The following is a 16,772-nucleotide window of genomic DNA, read 5'->3' as shown; positions in this document are numbered from 1 at the left end:
AATCTATTTCGTGCACCTGTTTCTGCAATTTCCAAATCTATACCTGCAATTTTCTCGCATTGCCAGGCATCTTATATTTCTCCCCAAATCCCACCGGCTCGCTCCGGTTGCGCGGCACATCCACCACAAGGAGCTGTCGGTAGGCGATGGTTGTCGTCTCCGTCAAAAGCCCGCTGGACTCCGATTCCAGAGAGCCATACTGCTTCCCCGTCACCGTGCAGCCCGTAAAGGTATAAGTCCGGGACACCCCGCTTAAGAAATTGCCTCCCTCATGGCTGACCAGCAAAATCACCGGAAGAATCAGCTCCGCCCCGTTTGGCAGAGGGTCTATGTAGTCGATGGAAACATACCGCTCCACCTCAAAGGTGAACGGCTTTGACACCGGTTTCCGGCGCATGTGGACGTAGTCGTTGAGACCGCCTTCCTGGATATATTCGTATTCATTTTCCTTTGTGAAACCTTTAACACTCTTACAGGGGAGGTCAAAGACCGCCTCCACCCGGAGCATGAAATGGAACCCCTCAAGCGGGTTCATCCCTGAATTCATCACAAGTGAATTCCCCTCAATTGCAGCCATCTCCTATCCTCTCCTCCCCTTCATCTCAAAAATGCTCTTTTCTTTCTTCGTATCCGAGGGATTTAAGTCTTTGTTAATCCGGGAGATTTCCTCACACCACCTGCGCCGCTGGACGTGTTCCAGACCTGTTACCTCTGACTCACTCCAGTGGAAATAGTAGCTGATAAAGGACATCTCCCGGTAAAGCTCCTCTTTCGGGTAAAGTCTTATCCCTCTCTTGTAAAATTTATGGGAACCTCATGCACACAGCCGCAGGACGGACACACCACCTGCATCACCGGCGGCTCCACATCATTAATTCTCTGGTACATATCCTGCAGAAACGCCAAGTCTGCCGTAAACAGCTGTTCCACGGTGGTCGGTGCAATCACATCCATTCCCTCCAGCTCCACGATGACTCTGGAGAGAATGACCACCGTCAGATACGACGGATTTCCCAGCACCCTGGGGTCCTTTGTGGCGCTGATTTCATCTCCCGCGGTGGCCAGGCGCATCTTCCCCCGCCTGTGTATCTCCCCCGCGCTGTCAACATATCCCTTTGGCAATTCAAAATCATAGACGGTTGTCATATCATGTCCCCTTTCGCGTTACCCGCCAGCCTGCTTATTCGCAAGTGTTCAGACGGCTTGTCTTCCCCGCCGTCTGAACTGTTACGTTTAGTTTGGAATAATCAATTCTTCATACGCCAGCTCCACAGACTCAATCGCCACCTCACTCTGGGTGGAATTCAAATCAGGCGCCGTGTATTTTGTCACCCACGCGTTGGTCAGCTGCCAGATGCGGTTGGTGCCCATGGTGGCTTTCTGAATGGCGCTTGGCGCCCCCTCGTTGATGTCAATCATCTCAATATTGACCGTCTGTCTGGGAATGGTTTTTCTCCGCTCGCTGACGCACTCCAGCACCCACTCCTTGAACTTCTCGTCCTTTGTATATCCCATTTTCAATGTCACATTGCCATGCTTCACCAGCCCCGGAATCTTCACCGGGGACAGACTTCCGGAATTCCCCTGACGGAATTCAATCACATCCACACTGGCCTCCACACCTGTCACCTCGGTGAACGCCGCGGTTCCATCCACGCCCGTTACGCTGACAAAGAAATTCATTTTTGTCAACGGATATGCGCTCTCCTGACCATTCTTATACGCATCTCCTGCTCCTGCTGCCATAATTTATCTGCTCCTTTTCCATTTATTTTTATACTAGGTGAAACCCGAAGAGTCTGACCCAACGCAGTGCGGCCCCGCACGCAGTGAGGTCACTACGCTTTACTCGCCGCCCCCGGCCTCTGCCGTGTGCTGTGTGATACGGAAGATCACAAACTCTGCCGGTCTCGACGGCGCAATACCGATATTGCAGATCAACCGCCCCGCCATAATATCATCGTTAGTCATCGTCGAAGTTCCGATATCCACGAAAAATGCTTCCGCCGGTGACCCGCCTGTCAGCATTCCGCTCCTCCACAGATTCTCCAGAAACGCGGCAATCGTCATCCTGACACGTCCCCACAGATTGGCGTCATTTGGCTCAAATACCACCCAGTTGGTACTGGCCTTGATACTCTGCTCCACGAAGATAAACAGACGCCGCACGTTAATATATTTAAAGGAACTGTTACTGCTGGCCGTCCTGGCCCCCCAGATTCGGATTCCCTGCCCCGGAAGCGCCCGGATTAAGTTCACACCCTCCGGATTTAACAAATCCTGCTCCGCCGTGGTATAGTTCACCGCCAGCCCCGTACAGCTGATGGTCTCATTGGCCGGCGCCTTGTGAACGCCCCGGTTGATGTCCGTTCTGGAATAAACACCCATCACGGCCCCGGACGGAGGGATGATACCCGGCTTTCTGGCCGCCTTGTCAAACACCTGAATCCACGGGTGATACATCGCCGCATAGGTGCTGTCAAACATGCTTCTGAAATCAACCAGGTCTTTCACCTTGCTCATCTCCTTTGGCATATCCAGAACCGCCACCCGGTCCTTCATATTCTCACAGTGGGACACCAGAGAAACCTCCACCTCCGGTATCGTGATGCCAGGCACCGCCATCATGCTGACGAGATTATTTTCCATAAATGCCTGGATACCGGTCCGTTTTCCCGGACCACCGTCATTTCCGATAAAGGTCCCTGCCGTGACTTTGCTGATGCTTCCGTCATCTCCGCCCTCTAAGAGCACCGTTCCTTCCCGGATTCCCTCGCCGAGAATGGACTCCACCGGCCCCTCCAGCTGCTTCGCCGCTCTCACAATCACCCGAATCAGTTCGCTGCCGGCCAGCCGTTTCTCTATGTAATTGGGAGACGTCTGGTTCAGGGTCATTCCCACATAATTTTCCACGGTATCCTCGTAGCGCACCGACATATCAATCTCCGCGCAGGTAATCACACGCGTGGGAACCAAATCCGTGTCCACCGGATTTTCCAGGAATTCCTCCCCAAAGGTAATCTCCATCTCCTGAATGGACTCAATCCGGTTGTACTGTCCTGCAAATTCCACCAAGTCTCCCTCCCGGAAACCGGCTATGGCCTTGGCGCGGTAAATCTGCTCCCCAGCCTTCTCAAGAATCTGTATCTTTTTCCGGTTGTTGGTGGAAAAACTCAGTTGAACCTTGTTGCCCCATCGGCCCTCATCCGCCGCTTTTACATCCAGAATCCCAAGGGTCTTCTCCGCGGCCGCCGCATCCTCCGGCACCACTCTCGCCACAAAACAACGGGTTCCGCCGTTGACGAAAAACTGCTCCACCGAGTAGGCGAGATACCGGTATTCCTCGTGGGTATACTCACTTAAATATCCGCCAAACTGCTTCTGAAAGCTGGAAAATCCCGTAACCAGGCTGGGGGCTCCGATGGCAGGCCCTTTCACCGCCATTCCTACAAATCCCGCCGTGCTGGTTCCCGCACTCTCAATTGTTCTCGGAGAATTATCATACTCCTCCACATATACTCCTGGTGATAAATATTCTGCCATTTCCTAAAATCTCCTCTCTCATTTTTCAAATCATCACCTGCGTCTGCCCAGGGTTCGCAATCGAGACGACTCCCCCGTAAGCACAGTTCAGCATGGAATCCGAACTCAAACAGGGCGCCCCTCCAATGATCACCGCCCCTCCCGGCTTCCACGGTCCCATGGGAACCGGAACACAGGGCTGCGGGGTCAATACGCCAAGTGCGGCGGCCGTTGCCGCGGACACTGCCGGGTTCATCATGGAAGTACACATCCCGCAGGCGCCCACACTGGTCATGGGCGCAATATCATTGATAACCGCCACCGGTTTCCCGCCTGCCAGGCAGGTAGACTGTACCGCCGCCATCAGCGTTCCCGGAGCCATCCCCATGGTGCACAGTATCATGGCGCCGGACACTGCCATCAATCCCATCTCTTCTCTCCTTTCTAATGATATGGTATCATTTATCCCATAGGATACCTCCCTTCCCATCCAGGGCTTTCCAGGCATCCCCCCGCATGTTCCATTCTCTATAAGATACATGACTCCGCACCGTCCACCGGACCAGATAGGACTCCACATCCCGTCTCAGGCACAGAATATATCTCCCGTCCTTTACATATCCGTCCACAATACGCCCTAAAGGATAGTTATTGTCCCTATCGGCAATATACGGGCCGGATATCCTGATTTCTTCCCCGCTTATCTGTTCTTTGACCGTCACCATTTCAAAGGTCTTCTTTTCCTGATTGATAATTCCGTATCTCACCGGATACAACAGACATCCGTGGGGATTAAACAGTTTGACCGTATTGGTCTTTTTCTCAAATTCCCGTATCCGCATCTGCCATCCCCCGCACGCCACCGCACAGATATCCTCAATCCCCTTCATGGTGCCTGCAATCGTGTGTATCAGCATTTTCTGTGGATAATCATCTCCCGGAACCATGGATACCCACAAGATCGGGGCCGTCCGGGATAATGCTTCCCGCACAACCTTCACCTCACGCTCCCGGTATCCCTCCACCTTCACCGTCAATGTGAAATCGCCTTCCTCCAGGTTGAGAAACGCATAGATACCGGATTCTTTGCAGACTGCCGGCAGTATCTCCCCGTCACGGTAAAATTCCACCTGACGGGTCGTGATAAATGCTCCCGTCACCGTGTCCACCAGATAGATGACCAGGTCCAGTCTGTGATAAATTCTACACTCATCCATTATGAACCACGCCCCCCTTCCTCCGGAGGAAGAAGCGTAAAGCTGGCCTCCCGCACTCTCGGCACCTCCAAAGCGATTTTGCTGGACAGAAAGACCGGGGACGCTCTATAAAAGAGACTCAGCCCGTAGGGCTTGTCCACCGCCTGCCAGACACGGACTTTATCCTCCAGTTTCAATCTGGCCGGAAACAGTGTGACCGGTGGCTCCCCCTGCTCCAGCCAGGGCTGCAGCGTGTTCGGCAGCACCGATTCCATATCGTTGACCACCTGGGCCGCCCGCCCCACCACCTTCAGCATATCCTGGTTTTTCATCCCCGACTGGGAGGAGCCGTTGACGAAAATCATGTAGTGCAGGGTATAGGGTTTTGAGATACGTCTCATCATCGTCTGCCCGGACCGCCTCATAGGCGGGGATGCAATTTCCCCCTCCTCCTGGATGTCATAGAGGTACAGTCCGAGAACACAGTCCCGGTTCTGCTCCACCGGGGAGGTAATCTCCAGACCACTGGGGGATGTGATGAGGGAAGGGCACATTTCCTCTCTCAGACGTTGAAGAATATAGGAACTGATATCCGCTATAATTGTATAATCCGCCATCTCAACCGCCCCCTTCCACAAGAATTCCAAACAACTCCTCCGCCTGCGCCCTCAGCTCATCCGGACATAGGACCGCGTAATCGCTGTCCGCCAGATATACGGCGCCACAGCCAAACTCCCCGGAGGTAAAATCCTCAGGCACATACAGCACCGACTTGATTTTAGGCGCATGGACGATGGTAATCTCCTCCGCCTCGCTCCTGCCCGTCTTCACCCGGTTGGAAAACAGGGTGAATTCATAGTATCGGCTTCCTGAAGCCAGCGTCGCCTGATTCTTCGGCGCATTCCAGATATAGCGCATCTTCAGATAATTTCCGAGCACCGGAACGGGAAGATACCGGGTGGACGGGTCCGGCAGTTTTAAAAATACAAACGGATTTCCGCCCAGATAATCGTTGGTCGCACGGGCGTCAAGCGCGGATGCAATTTCTTTCAGTTCACTGGTCAGTGTGCCATTGCCAATGCCAATATTGCCGGTATCGGAACCGCCGCTGCTGCCTGAACCGCTGCCACTGTCTGCGGTGCCTCCCTGACTGTCACTGCCGCTTCCCGCGCCGGTTTCATCCTGGCCGCCGGTTCCGCTTTCGCCGCTAGCTTCACCGCCAGTTCCGTCACCGGTACCGCCGCCTGTCTCGCCTTCGCTTTTTCCTCCTGTTCCAGTCCCGTCTCCGGTTCCGGTCCCATCGCTCTGGCCACCGGTACCGTCTCCTGTGCCACTCTGGTCTCCAGTTTTACTACCTTCTCCATCATTCCCGCTGCCATCCCCGGTTCCACTCTGGCTGCCATCCCCGGTTCCGCCCTGGCCACCGCTTCCACTCTGTCCATCATTTCCGGTTCCCGCGCCGCCCTGGCCGCCTGCTCCCGCGCCATCCTGGCCGCCGCTTCCACTGCCTCCGCCCATTCCCAGCGCGTTCTCCAGATACATCTCTCCCGCCGCCAGGAACACGGCGCTCTGCTCCTCCGTCCAGCTGTCCTCTTCCGCCCCGAAGAAATCCGTGGCGGCAGCGGCCATCTCATCGCCCGTGATATGATCGGCCATAGCCGCGTCATAAGCCGCCTTATTATTGAGAATCATCTCTTCTGTCTTCCCGATTAACTCATCATAATCGCCGCTCCCGTTCAAATCTCTCTCACGGGTCATCTGGCTGTACAGCTGGGTCAGCTGTGGAAACACCGATTTATAATCCGAATCCAGCATCCCTCCCAGGGCGTCAATCGCATTGCCAATCTGGTCCAGCTCCGCTTCCCCAGGATTTTTAGTCACCGCACTCATGGCATCCTGCCTGATTTTCACCGCCTGGGTTCCGGCGCTCTCTCCCGACATTTTGCTCTTAATCTCCGCCGCCTGGGCCTGCTTCCCGGCCAGCTGCTTTGCCAGCGCCTCCTGCCCCTGGCCGCCATTTGCCGCCGCGGCTTCCATCTCTTCCTTCAGCGCCTCAATCTCCGCCTCCAGTCCCGCATACTCTGCCGCCTGGGCCGAATCAAGGGCCTTGATTTTATCATCCGCCGCCGCAATCTTCTTCTCCAGTTCCAGGGCTTTCTCCAGGTTATTCTTGTCAAGCGCCGCCATATACTGGGCCTGTAAATCCTCCTTCTCCGCGTTCAGAGCGTCTGTCTCCGTCCCGCCTCCGCCCTGAACCAGGCTTGCCAGCTTATCATTCAGCCATTTCAGATACCCGTCCAGCGACGTCTTGCAGTCCCCGTAAAATCCATCCGCAGGTATCCCGCCGTAATAGCCGGAGGCCTCCTCAATACAGTTCCTTATATATTCCTGAGCCGCCGCATTATCAACTCTCATACATTTGGCGTCCACCAGAAATTCCAGTTCATTTCGAAACGTGTTGACTTTGTTCCCATAATTCCCGGCAATCGAACTCAGCATCACACTGGCCGCATTTCCCGCCTTCGCCGTCAGATATTCTGAATTCTCGCCTCCGCCCAGTCCGCCCTGGTACCTGAAAGCCGCCGACGAAAGCAGACTCTCTTCCAGAAGATTAAGCTCCGCCTGCTGCTTCTCTATGGTCCCGTCCGTGATATTTTTAAGCGCCAGCAGCTTCTCCACATCTCCATCGCAGGCCGCCATATTATCCGCCTTGGCATCCTCAACCAGCTGATTGCTCCACCGGTAAATCTCCATGGAAAGCACCGTGTCGCCCTCCGCTCTCACCTTTCCCTCCGTCTCAATGATGGCGTCATTCAGATTCCCAAGGGATTCATTGACCGCATCCGTCAGCTCCGCCTCCACCTGGTATCCCTCCGGCAGTTTCCCGTTGGTCCCCGTATAGGTCTCCATCAGCTGATAGGTCAAATCATACACAATCTGATAGACAATCAGTCTCCGTGAGGCATCCACACTGGCCATCACCGCGCTCACTTCTTCCTTCTCACTGCCCCCCGCCTGGTACTGGTTCAGCACATTCAGATAATTCTGCAGCTTTTCAAGCGCCTGATCCAGTTCCTCCGTATCCTCCCCTGAGTAAACATCACTGCTCCCCGTCTCCTCATCTGTCACCGTCACCGATTCCTTGGAGGTATCCGTCTTAAAGAAATCCGTCAGCTTATCCCTGCACCACTCCTCATCCTCCTCCAGTTCGTCTTTCTCCTCCAGCATATCGTACTGCAGCTTTGCCGGCTGCAATTCCTCCATGGCTTCCAGATCATAAGGGTCCCGGATATTAAAAATATTCACCGGCTCCTTCGTCCGCAGATCGTAAGTCACGCCGTCCGATTTCGTGTGATATTCCAGATACAGCCCGTTAATCTCCTCCACCGCCACCGGAGTTCCCGACGTGGAAATGTCCTCCAGCCCCGACGCCGAAGTGATATCAAACCAGGTGCCTCCAGCCAGCTCCGACTTGTAATACATCTGATTCTGCATGGAATCCTCCGCGGATTTCTGCGCAATACTATATAATTCCTCCGTCAGGGCACTCATATGAATCAAGTGGGTGCCGATAATCAAAGTCGAATTTTCAATCTCATTTCCATTCACGTGAACCGCCTGCTCCGGACTCCAAAACGCTGCCGCGGCCCCCGACAAAAACAGGCAGAGGGATATTCCCGTCACGGCCGCCACCGTCATGATTTTTTTGGCTCGTCTTCCTCTCAAGAAATATCCCTCCCTACTCTTTGATTTCCATCATTACCTGCTTCTTCGCCGTGTTCAAATATCCCTCACCGGCTTTTTCTTTTCCCTCGTCATAAAATACCAGCCGCACCTTCTTCAAATCCTGGGCAAGCACAGAAAGGTACGTAAATCCTTCCCCGCTCTCCACCGGCTCCTCCGAGTACAGCGGGTTCCCATTCTGGTCCATCAGTCCGTAATAGCGAAGTCCCTCCCCCTGGTTCAAGTACAGGGTAATCGTCGCCAGCCCCAGCTCCGAATTCAGGACAACCTGGTAGCTGCCTGCCACCTTTTCCGTCTCTTTTTTCTTCTCCACGGCAGTCTTCATGTTCAGCCTGTCCCGCAGTACCTCCGGGTCTATCTCACACTGCTCCACAAAAGTTCCATCCCGGAACAGCCAGACGGTAAAACGGCTCTCCTCACTCTTCGCCGCCACAGCCAGATGGCTGATTTGCTTTTCCACCGGGGTCCTCCCACCAATCTGCAGGTCCCCATACCACAACTCATAATCCGTAATCTCCGGTTCAAAATCCTCCGGAATATGGACGCCGAACACAAACTTCATATCCTGGATGCGGAATTTAATATAATAGTAGGGATAATCCTCCTCGTCCACCGCCACCAGACTGTCTCCCGCCCCCGAGGCGTCCATACTCAAATCCTGTCCTTTCAAATAGCTGGTAATCGCCCCGCAGGTCAGCCGGTCATAGGCATACAGCAAATCATTGTAATCCTTCAGCGCTCCCAGCATATCCATCTGCGTATCCTGATAATCACTCCGCTTGTCCGAGACCGCATCAAACTCCGCCCTGCCCTGCTTATTCAGCACCAGCAGCTTATCCAGAGCCGCTCTCTGCTCCTGCCCGTTTTCCACCAAATCCTCGTAAGCCGTCTTGGCCGTCACAATCGCCTCAAAGCTGCCGGCCACCTCCGAGCGTATCTCCTTCTCAATATCCGAACACTCCTTGTAGGCGGTAATATAGTCCAGACAGGCATTAAACAGCGCGTAAGGCTCATCCTCCACATACCGGATGCCGCTTATCTGCCCCTTAAACCACTCTCTGGGAATCTTGATAAACAGAATCCTCTTTTTCCCCTGCCATGGCCTGTCCACCAAATCCAGCATATCATCGTAAGCCATCTGAAATGCCGCCGTGTCCACCTCTTTCCCCTGTTTTGCCAGGGTCACATACGGGGAAATCCCATTCATCTTGCCGCCGTACTGGGAGCGCATCAGCCGCTCCGCCGTCTCCAGATTATCTCTCGCCAGCGTCGCCTGGGCCTTCGCCTCAAAATAGCTCTGGTCCATGGAAAGCGTATACCGGGTAATCTCCTCCAGCTTATCCCTGGGAATATCCGCCGTCTGAAACGGATTTTTAAACGTATACCCGCTGGTCACATCCATTCCCACCAAATCCGACAGCTTCGACTTATCCGTCTCAAATGTCCGTTTCAGGAGGGACAGCTTGGAAGACTGGGTTTTGATGGATTTTTCCATCTTGTCAATATCACTCTGAGCCGCCTGCCCCAGCGAAAGGCGGTACCGGTTTTTCTTTAACTCCTCCTCCCCCGACGAGATGGACTCCTCCGTGAATCGTATCTTTTCCTGGTCCACATAACAGTCCGAATAAGATTTCTCCACCTTCTCCAGTATCCCGTATTTCATATCCGCCAGCTCATGCTTCAAGTTGGTGATTTCCATCTGTATCTGGGCCGGTTTAAACACAAACTCCATCTCCTCCGCCAGATTCAGCTTTTCCGGAAAATGAAATTTGAGCAGCGGCGTCCAGCGGAAGGTAGTCAGATTCCGTTTCTTCTCCTTTGCGCTGCGCACCGCGTCCCGGTACTTTATCTGCTTTAGGAGAATTTCATTGTACTTCTTTTTATAATCTGAGCTTCCCGCCAGGGCCATAGATTTCGCCTGAGCCACCAGAAAGGTCCTCTTTGACGCTCCGTAGGCCGTCATCCCGGTTCCGCCAAACGACGATATCGACAGGGCGGCGCACAGGCACAGACATCCCAAACTCCTCCATATCCGCCGCTCTCTCATCCTTCGTCACCTCATTTCTATCCAGCTGCATGTTCAATCGAATACATGGCAAAACGCCCGTTTTTCTTATCACTGTAAAAACTGTACACCAAATCCTCATAAGTAAACGCATACAGGTACAAATCGTAATTCGCCCGATACCCGTTCACTTCCATCACTTCCTGAAACGCCCGGCTTCCCTCCAGCTGCGGGTCCGCAAAATCCGGATTCCCCCGCTTTCTCAGTGTGGTAATGCCAACCGCCTCGGCCAGCTCCATATTGGAATACCCCTGGTAACCTGCCTCACCCATCACCTCTTCCAGGGCGGAAATCTCGTCATACGTTTCCCCTGCCAGCGTGATGTTGTCCGACAGCACATACACCCGGTTCACCGTGTAGGCATCCTCCAGGGAATCTCCTCCATCCCGCGCCGTATAGATGGCGTTAATCTGCGGCATATTCACACAAAACTCATCACCGCTGTCATAGACAGACAGTTTCCCGGAATAAATCTGTCCGGCTTCCTCCGTGGATTTCCCAAGGAACTGGGCATATACCGGCAAATCCGCACTGAACAGCCCCGTCAAAATCAGATTTCCTCCGGAATCATAGAGCTGTCCTTCCCCGGATTTCTTCCCCTGCTCATAGCCGCCGGAGTATTCCTTCGAGCCGTTGCTCCAGTATCCGTTTCCCATTCCCTGGTACACATTGTCTTTAAATTCACCGGAATACTTAAGAGCCCCGCTTCCGTAATAAAGTTTTCCTTCCCCATTGTACAGGCTGTTTTCAAAGGCCCCCTCATAGATGAGTTCTCCGCTTTTGCCATACAGCTTTCCCGTGCCGGCGGCATTTCCCTTCTCCACATTTCCCACATAGGCGGTATGACCGTCTTTCGCAAGAATTCTTACCTCACCCTTGTGGAATTTCAGCGGCAGGGAGTCATACCGGTACGTCCGCACCGTTCCACTCCCCATTCCCTGAAACGGATGAAACATGGTGATGAGAAACAGACTTCCCAGCCCCAGCAGCAGCACCAGGGAAAATGCCAGCTTCCGCCCAATCATCCAGGAGAAAAACACGTAATAATCGTCCTTGTCCCTGGGCTTTACATCAAACAGGGACTGGAAAAACTCCTGGAGCTTCGCCAGTATCACCGATCGGATAAATTCCGGCTCCGTCCACTGTCTGACCTTGGCAAGCAGGGAACTGATTTTTGTCCTTACGACCGTGAAGGCCGTCTTAAACAGGGAATCCATGGCCGCCTCCCGTCTCCTCAAACACTTTGAACAGGCTGTAATCCACTCCATCTTCCACGCCGCTGTTGAAATAGTGCTCGCTGGCAAAGAGATACCATTTCGCTATCCCATCCTGGGGACATTCCTTGACAACCGCCAGAAATATATTCCTGGCCAGGTAAAAGTCATTTTTATAGTAGAGCTCCAGACCTTCCTTCCATTTCTCCGCCAGCTGCCGTTTCGCCACACGGACCGGCTCCGGGCAGGCACCAAACACCTCGTAAAGTTCACACCTGGTCCCGCCATCCGGCAGTTGAAAATAACCGATATAACGGTTCTCCGGTTTTTCGGATGCACCTTCCAGCGCCTCCCCCGTCATCACCATTCCGGCTCCGGTCCCGTGAAACTCCCTGGCTTTGGCGGAGAGAACCTCCATCTCACCCGATACGAAGAAGGGAAGTGACTGCTCCCCATCCCCTGCCAGGCCGTAGAGATACCCCGTCCGGTGTATCAGGAAGAACAGCTCCGGGTTCTCGCAGCCATTCCGGCTCCGTTCCCGGCACCGGGCCAGCAAATCCAGCCCAAACGCGATGGCCTCGTCCGTCTCTCCCAGAAACAGTACCTTGATACCGGACAAATCAAACTCACCGGAAGCCAGAATCCCTCCATGGTTCTCAACCGTCTCCGTGATAAGCTGAAAGAGGGACTTTATCATCTCCATATATTCCTCATCCCGCAGATTCTCCCGGATTTCCTCCCGGTTCAACACCGATATCAGGCCAACCATTCCCTCCACCTTCCGCACTTCCCCGGCCTCCAGTTCCACAATGCTGTCCTTCTCAAACACCCGGTTAATATCCCTGGGCACGAAACGATAGTAGGATTTTATCAGCTGTCTCCCCCGGTAACGCTGCTCCTCCAGACTCTGGCACAGTCCCGTCACCGAGAACCACACCGCCGACACCTCGTCGTTGGAGCGGACCTTTTTCTGAATCTGGTAATTTCCGGACGAAATTCTGTCCATATACCGCTTCAGATTCCGCAGCGGCATGGTGATATATTCCACCCACACAAAGAGCAGCGCCGCCAGAAGTCCACTGGTGATTCCACCGGTGGCAAACAGCAGCCGCAGCTGGGCTTTCGAATGTCCGCCGGATTTCAGCAGCCACAGCCACCACATCATCAGGAAAAATGCCGCCGCAAAGCAGGTGAAAGACAACTTCAAAGAGATTTTCCCGCTCTTTCCATATATCCACCACACGCCAAGCAGCACCAGCCACACCACCGCCGTCCCGCCGATGGTCCGGGGCAGATACGGGATGGAAAACCGAAACCGAAGTCCCAGAGACGGCACAAGCGACTGATACTCCAGACAGGAATCCCCCATCTGATAGCAGAATACTCTGGCCCCGTCCCTGCGGGTTCCCAGAAACAAAAACCGCCCGTCCGCTTCCAGATATCCGGCCCTCGCCGTCACATTATCGGGAATTCCAAACCCAGCCGCTGCACCGCGGCTGACTGGCAGTGCCCTTCCCAAGTCCTTTTCATAGGACAGGACGCCCTGTTCCCCACGGATTAGAAAATTCCCCTCCGCCGGCCGCTCCTCCTGCCTGATATCCACATAACCGTAGTCCGTATATTTACCGATTCTGCCGGTTTCCGTTCTGAGAAATATGGTCTTTCCGAAATAAAGACTGTCCGCAGCTTTGTCTCCTGCAAGGACCGGCTGAAGATAGAGAAGTGTCAGTTCCTCCCCCTCATCTTCTCCGGCCAGATATCCGGCCAGGTGCTGTCCGTCGCCTGTAATTCCACTAACAATCGGTTTTCCGTCCTCCACCGCCAAGTCGGTCACCGCAGAAAATACCTCCGGCCCAATCTCCACCTGCAGGAACATTTCCCCGCTCTCCAGGTCTGTTCCAAGAAGGCGGTACCCCTGTAACTGGCGGTTTCCCGCATTTCTTATTTCCATCACCTGGTATAATCCGTTTTCATCGGCACACAACTCTATCACCTGGCGCTTCCCGCCCCATTCCGATGGTCCGTATGCTCTATATTCCAGGATTTCTCCGCCATCACCTATCCCATAGACTCCCTCGCTGGTTGGTCCGTAACCGGCCACATAAATCATTTCTCCGGCTCCCACACAGACGGCATCCGATAGGTTTTCTATTTCCGGAACCGCCAGCCCTTCCTGGATGAGAAGCGCTCCCAAAAATGCCAGCGCCGTGATGACGGCCGCCAATCGTTTTTTCATATCTCCACCTCGTCTAACTCAGTGTTTCTGTCCCGATTTTCTCAAATGTATGAAACAGAAGCCGAAACCATCCCACGTCGCCGCTGACAATCTGGGACACCAGCGTGACCAGCGCCACAGCCGCCAGCAGAAAGCTGAAAAGTACCAGCAGCCGGAATCCCAGATTCCTCCGCTCATATCCCCACGCGATTATCCTGGGAATGACGCCCCGCTTTTTCTCCGGGGAAACGATCAGCTTTACATCCTGATACAGTTCCCGGAAACTCCGGTAGGCCGCCCTGTCCACTTTTCGAAGCAGCAGTTCCGGACTTTTGGGACATCCCAGTTCCCCCATCCATCCCGCCAGAAGCTCCGCGCAGGCACAGGTGCATGCTCCCTCCTCCACACCGGTATCCAGCATGTCCAAATCCAGAAAATAGTTAACATAAATCTCGCCATCCGTGCCGATATGAAACTGCTCCTGCCTTAACAGCAGGTACAAAAATGCTTGGGAGCGGGTGCTCTCCTCCATACAGCGGACCACCATCCCCAGTCCCAGCCTCTCCCATCTGTCCATCCCCGGATACTCATTGATCAAAAAGAATTCCCGGATGGGACGTGGGCTTCGGTACTCAAAGAGGAGGCAATACTCGTCTCTCCATGGAAATGCTTCCAGCCAGGGCATCCGGCTGTCCTTCCCGGCGGCCAGTTCCACTACCGCTCTGGCGGTCTGCCTGTCCTTAATTACCAGAAGCGTCACATAGCTTTCACTGCCCTGTCCTTCCTCACAGCAGACATGAACATCGTTGACCCGTCCACAAAACAGAGATGAAATTACAGATAGCCGTCGATTTCCAATCTGATATACCATGGTCCTGGTCTTCCTTTCTTCCTGTCATTGTTTGCTGATAACTCTCCCATTGCGGTCCCTAGCCTTGCCGCTGTCTGTGATTCCTATCCACGGCCGCTTTCACTCTATCCCGCCTGGCTTTCTCACCGCCGCATAGGCGTAGGTCCCTATGGCCGGATACCTCTCACAACGGATGTATATCTCATAAATCCCCTCTCTGGCCGGCGCCGTATAGATGCCGTCCTTCGAGATTTCTCCACTGTTCTCCTCCGTCAGCTCATACGCTAAGCTGCACGGCTCCATATTCTGAAACCGGACGCCGAAGTAATGGCTGCTTCCCGGCTCCATAATCACCGTAGGGGTCTCCGCCACAATGCCGCTCCCGGACGCCTCCCCGGCTGTCTCTTCCTCCGGGGAACAGCGCACCGCCATCCATTTCAAGTGAAGCACCGCCGCCTGGCTGTCCTCCAGAAGTCTCACCGCCACGGTAAAACTCCCCTTATCGTTGGCGACTCTCACCGCCGTCTCCACCCGCGGCACTCCCGCCTTGTCGCGCCCGGTAAACAGCTCCGAAACTCCAAAAACCGTATGCCCGCCCTCTTTGCCAAGGGCCGCATCCTCCTTCAGATAATAGACGCCAAGCTGCACCAGCACCTCACCTTTTCCAAGGCCGTGAACAATCTCCCCCGAGTACTTGATGCTGCCCTTCTTCGCCCGCATTCCCAGCGGAATCTCACACGTCCCCGACACCCAGACAGGCTCCCTGCCTCTTGATGCCGGCTGCATTTCCTCCCGCTCCGGCTTCTGTTCTTCCTGGCCTTTTTCCTCCTGAACCTCGCCAAAACAGGACTGAAACTCCGTCCTCAGACTCTCCTGGGCCGGTACCGGGATATACCGCTTCACTCCATTTTCCTGAACCCCGTCGATGATATAGGCATTATCCGTTCTCATCAGGGAAAATTCCGCCAGCGGCACAAAATCCGCCTTCTGCCCCAGGAGCCGCATCTCCAGGTTCAGCTTTCCAATCTCCCTGGTCACCAGATTTTCCGGTGTAATATTCTGTATGGAGGTCCGCAGATTCACCGCGCTGCCTCTCACCGCCAGCCGGCCATCCCCGCTTACCCGGATATCCTGCTCGCCGGCAATGACACTGGTGCTCTCATACTCCCGGTTCTCCGCCGTCAGCCAATATTCAAAGGTCCGCGATTCCCCCGCATCCAGATGAACATTTCCCGTCTGAATCTTCAGTTCATGACCTCCGTCCACCGCTGTAAATGCAGGCGCCGCCAGCACCGCGTCCACCTGGATATCCGCGCTGCTCTCCCGCAGTTTTCCAATCCTCAGACTGAATTTCACCTTCCGGCCGCTGCTGACAATACTGGGAACCGTAAGCACCACCGTGTAGTCCTCATCCCCGTACAAAAGAGCCGTGGAATAAAATTCCGTCTCCATCCGGTAGTCCGCCACCGCCGCCGGCGCGTCCACCAGGAACAGCCGGTACCCTTCGCTGATGCGGTTGCACTCATACTCCTGATTCCGCTCCTGCCGGTTCACCGCGTAAACCGGATGCACCTCCTCCTCGCTGTACGCAAGGCAGAGAAGCGCCCTGCTGCCGGTCAATCCCTCAAATCCGTCAATTGCCGACAATTTTTTTACCAGAGATTTCTCAATCACAATTTCCCGGCCCCGGCCATCCACCGCAGCCCCGCTCTCAATCATGATAGAAAAGTCATCCAGATTAAACACACTCAGCCCGCAGAGAATCCCCTGCCCCAGCACCAGACTGTTGGTGAATCTGCGCTGGTTAATCATATAATCCTGTTCCGCCTCAAAATCCATGGAAGTCAGCAGCTTCCCCGCGTAGTAACGATTCCTCTCAAACGGCAGCAGCTGACTCTGTCTATTCTCCATTCCGACGCCCCCTCTCTCATCAAATCCCGTCGGATTTTGCAGAAAAACCGCGGTA

14 protein-coding genes are annotated in these 16,772 nt (G+C 54.3%); all 14 read right to left on the bottom strand.

Features of this window, described 5'->3' with window-relative positions; all coding sequences use genetic code 11:
* Window positions 1-37: 37 nt before the first annotated feature.
* On the bottom strand, window positions 38-577 hold the full coding sequence (locus tag HMPREF9473_RS03990) for a hypothetical protein (RefSeq protein WP_006778780.1): 540 nt from the start codon (window positions 575-577) through the stop codon (window positions 38-40).
* A 3-nt stretch (window positions 578-580) separates the two neighbouring features.
* A complete protein-coding gene (locus HMPREF9473_RS27210) occupies window positions 581-751 on the bottom strand; it encodes a DUF6760 family protein (protein WP_006778779.1) in 171 nt (56 codons plus the stop codon).
* Window positions 752-783: 32 nt separating this feature from the next.
* A complete protein-coding gene (locus HMPREF9473_RS03985) occupies window positions 784-1,146 on the bottom strand; it encodes a hypothetical protein (RefSeq protein ID WP_006778778.1) in 363 nt (120 codons plus the stop codon).
* Window positions 1,147-1,233: 87 nt separating this feature from the next.
* A complete protein-coding gene (locus tag HMPREF9473_RS03980; protein ID WP_006778777.1) occupies window positions 1,234-1,746 on the bottom strand; it encodes a phage tail protein in 513 nt (170 codons plus the stop codon).
* A gap of 99 nt (window positions 1,747-1,845) precedes the next feature.
* On the bottom strand, window positions 1,846-3,543 hold the full coding sequence (locus HMPREF9473_RS03975; protein ID WP_006778776.1) for a phage tail sheath family protein: 1,698 nt from the start codon (window positions 3,541-3,543) through the stop codon (window positions 1,846-1,848).
* A gap of 25 nt (window positions 3,544-3,568) precedes the next feature.
* Window positions 3,569-3,952: a DUF4280 domain-containing protein gene (locus HMPREF9473_RS03970; protein WP_006778775.1), complete on the bottom strand. Its 384-nt coding sequence runs from the start codon at window positions 3,950-3,952 to the stop codon at window positions 3,569-3,571.
* A 28-nt stretch (window positions 3,953-3,980) separates the two neighbouring features.
* On the bottom strand, window positions 3,981-4,739 hold the full coding sequence (locus tag HMPREF9473_RS03965) for a hypothetical protein (RefSeq protein WP_006778774.1): 759 nt from the start codon (window positions 4,737-4,739) through the stop codon (window positions 3,981-3,983).
* Window positions 4,739-5,335: a Pvc16 family protein gene (locus tag HMPREF9473_RS03960; RefSeq protein WP_006778773.1), complete on the bottom strand. Its 597-nt coding sequence runs from the start codon at window positions 5,333-5,335 to the stop codon at window positions 4,739-4,741. The genes HMPREF9473_RS03965 and HMPREF9473_RS03960 overlap by 1 nt, the downstream gene beginning before the upstream one ends.
* 1 nt (window position 5,336) lies before the next feature.
* Complete coding sequence (locus tag HMPREF9473_RS25955; protein WP_006778772.1) at window positions 5,337-8,444, bottom strand: stalk domain-containing protein; 3,108 nt, start codon at window positions 8,442-8,444, stop codon at window positions 5,337-5,339.
* 13 nt (window positions 8,445-8,457) lie between these two features.
* The gene (locus tag HMPREF9473_RS03945) at window positions 8,458-10,509 is read right to left on the bottom strand and encodes a TolC family protein (RefSeq protein WP_006778771.1); all 2,052 of its coding nucleotides are present in this window, start codon (window positions 10,507-10,509) and stop codon (window positions 8,458-8,460) included.
* Window positions 10,510-10,526: 17 nt separating this feature from the next.
* A complete protein-coding gene (locus HMPREF9473_RS03940; RefSeq protein WP_138669871.1) occupies window positions 10,527-11,765 on the bottom strand; it encodes a hypothetical protein in 1,239 nt (412 codons plus the stop codon).
* A complete protein-coding gene (locus HMPREF9473_RS03935; protein WP_006778769.1) occupies window positions 11,728-13,977 on the bottom strand; it encodes a HAMP domain-containing protein in 2,250 nt (749 codons plus the stop codon). Before HMPREF9473_RS03935 ends, HMPREF9473_RS03940 begins: the two co-directional genes overlap by 38 nt.
* A 13-nt stretch (window positions 13,978-13,990) precedes the next feature.
* Window positions 13,991-14,827, bottom strand: a complete 837-nt coding sequence (locus HMPREF9473_RS03930) for a hypothetical protein (protein WP_006778768.1) — start codon at window positions 14,825-14,827, stop codon at window positions 13,991-13,993.
* A gap of 99 nt (window positions 14,828-14,926) precedes the next feature.
* Entirely contained in the window at window positions 14,927-16,717 is a 1,791-nt protein-coding gene (locus HMPREF9473_RS03925; protein ID WP_006778767.1) for a hypothetical protein, read from the bottom strand.
* Between the last annotated feature and the right edge of the window lie 55 nt (window positions 16,718-16,772).

This window comes from Hungatella hathewayi WAL-18680 (assembly GCF_000235505.1).
Lineage (GTDB): Bacteria > Bacillota > Clostridia > Lachnospirales > Lachnospiraceae > Hungatella_A > Hungatella_A hathewayi_A.
The sequence above is the reverse complement of the archived record's forward strand: the minus strand, read 5'-3'. Positions and strand labels throughout refer to the sequence as shown.

What these genes read in the sequence shown, in the direction of transcription:
- HMPREF9473_RS03990 (WP_006778780.1), bottom strand. Translation starts at nt 577, where the DNA reads ATGGCTGCAATTGAGGGGAATTCACTTGTGATGAATTCAGGGATGAAC.
- HMPREF9473_RS27210 (WP_006778779.1), bottom strand. Translation starts at nt 751, where the DNA reads ATGTCCTTTATCAGCTACTATTTCCACTGGAGTGAGTCAGAGGTAACA.
- HMPREF9473_RS03985 (WP_006778778.1), bottom strand. Translation starts at nt 1,146, where the DNA reads ATGACAACCGTCTATGATTTTGAATTGCCAAAGGGATATGTTGACAGC.
- HMPREF9473_RS03980 (WP_006778777.1), bottom strand. Translation starts at nt 1,746, where the DNA reads ATGGCAGCAGGAGCAGGAGATGCGTATAAGAATGGTCAGGAGAGCGCA.
- HMPREF9473_RS03975 (WP_006778776.1), bottom strand. Translation starts at nt 3,543, where the DNA reads ATGGCAGAATATTTATCACCAGGAGTATATGTGGAGGAGTATGATAAT.
- HMPREF9473_RS03970 (WP_006778775.1), bottom strand. Translation starts at nt 3,952, where the DNA reads ATGGGATTGATGGCAGTGTCCGGCGCCATGATACTGTGCACCATGGGG.
- HMPREF9473_RS03965 (WP_006778774.1), bottom strand. Translation starts at nt 4,739, where the DNA reads ATGGATGAGTGTAGAATTTATCACAGACTGGACCTGGTCATCTATCTG.
- HMPREF9473_RS03960 (WP_006778773.1), bottom strand. Translation starts at nt 5,335, where the DNA reads ATGGCGGATTATACAATTATAGCGGATATCAGTTCCTATATTCTTCAA.
- HMPREF9473_RS03945 (WP_006778771.1), bottom strand. Translation starts at nt 10,509, where the DNA reads ATGAGAGAGCGGCGGATATGGAGGAGTTTGGGATGTCTGTGCCTGTGC.
- HMPREF9473_RS03935 (WP_006778769.1), bottom strand. Translation starts at nt 13,977, where the DNA reads ATGAAAAAACGATTGGCGGCCGTCATCACGGCGCTGGCATTTTTGGGA.
- HMPREF9473_RS03930 (WP_006778768.1), bottom strand. Translation starts at nt 14,827, where the DNA reads ATGGTATATCAGATTGGAAATCGACGGCTATCTGTAATTTCATCTCTG.
- HMPREF9473_RS03925 (WP_006778767.1), bottom strand. Translation starts at nt 16,717, where the DNA reads ATGGAGAATAGACAGAGTCAGCTGCTGCCGTTTGAGAGGAATCGTTAC.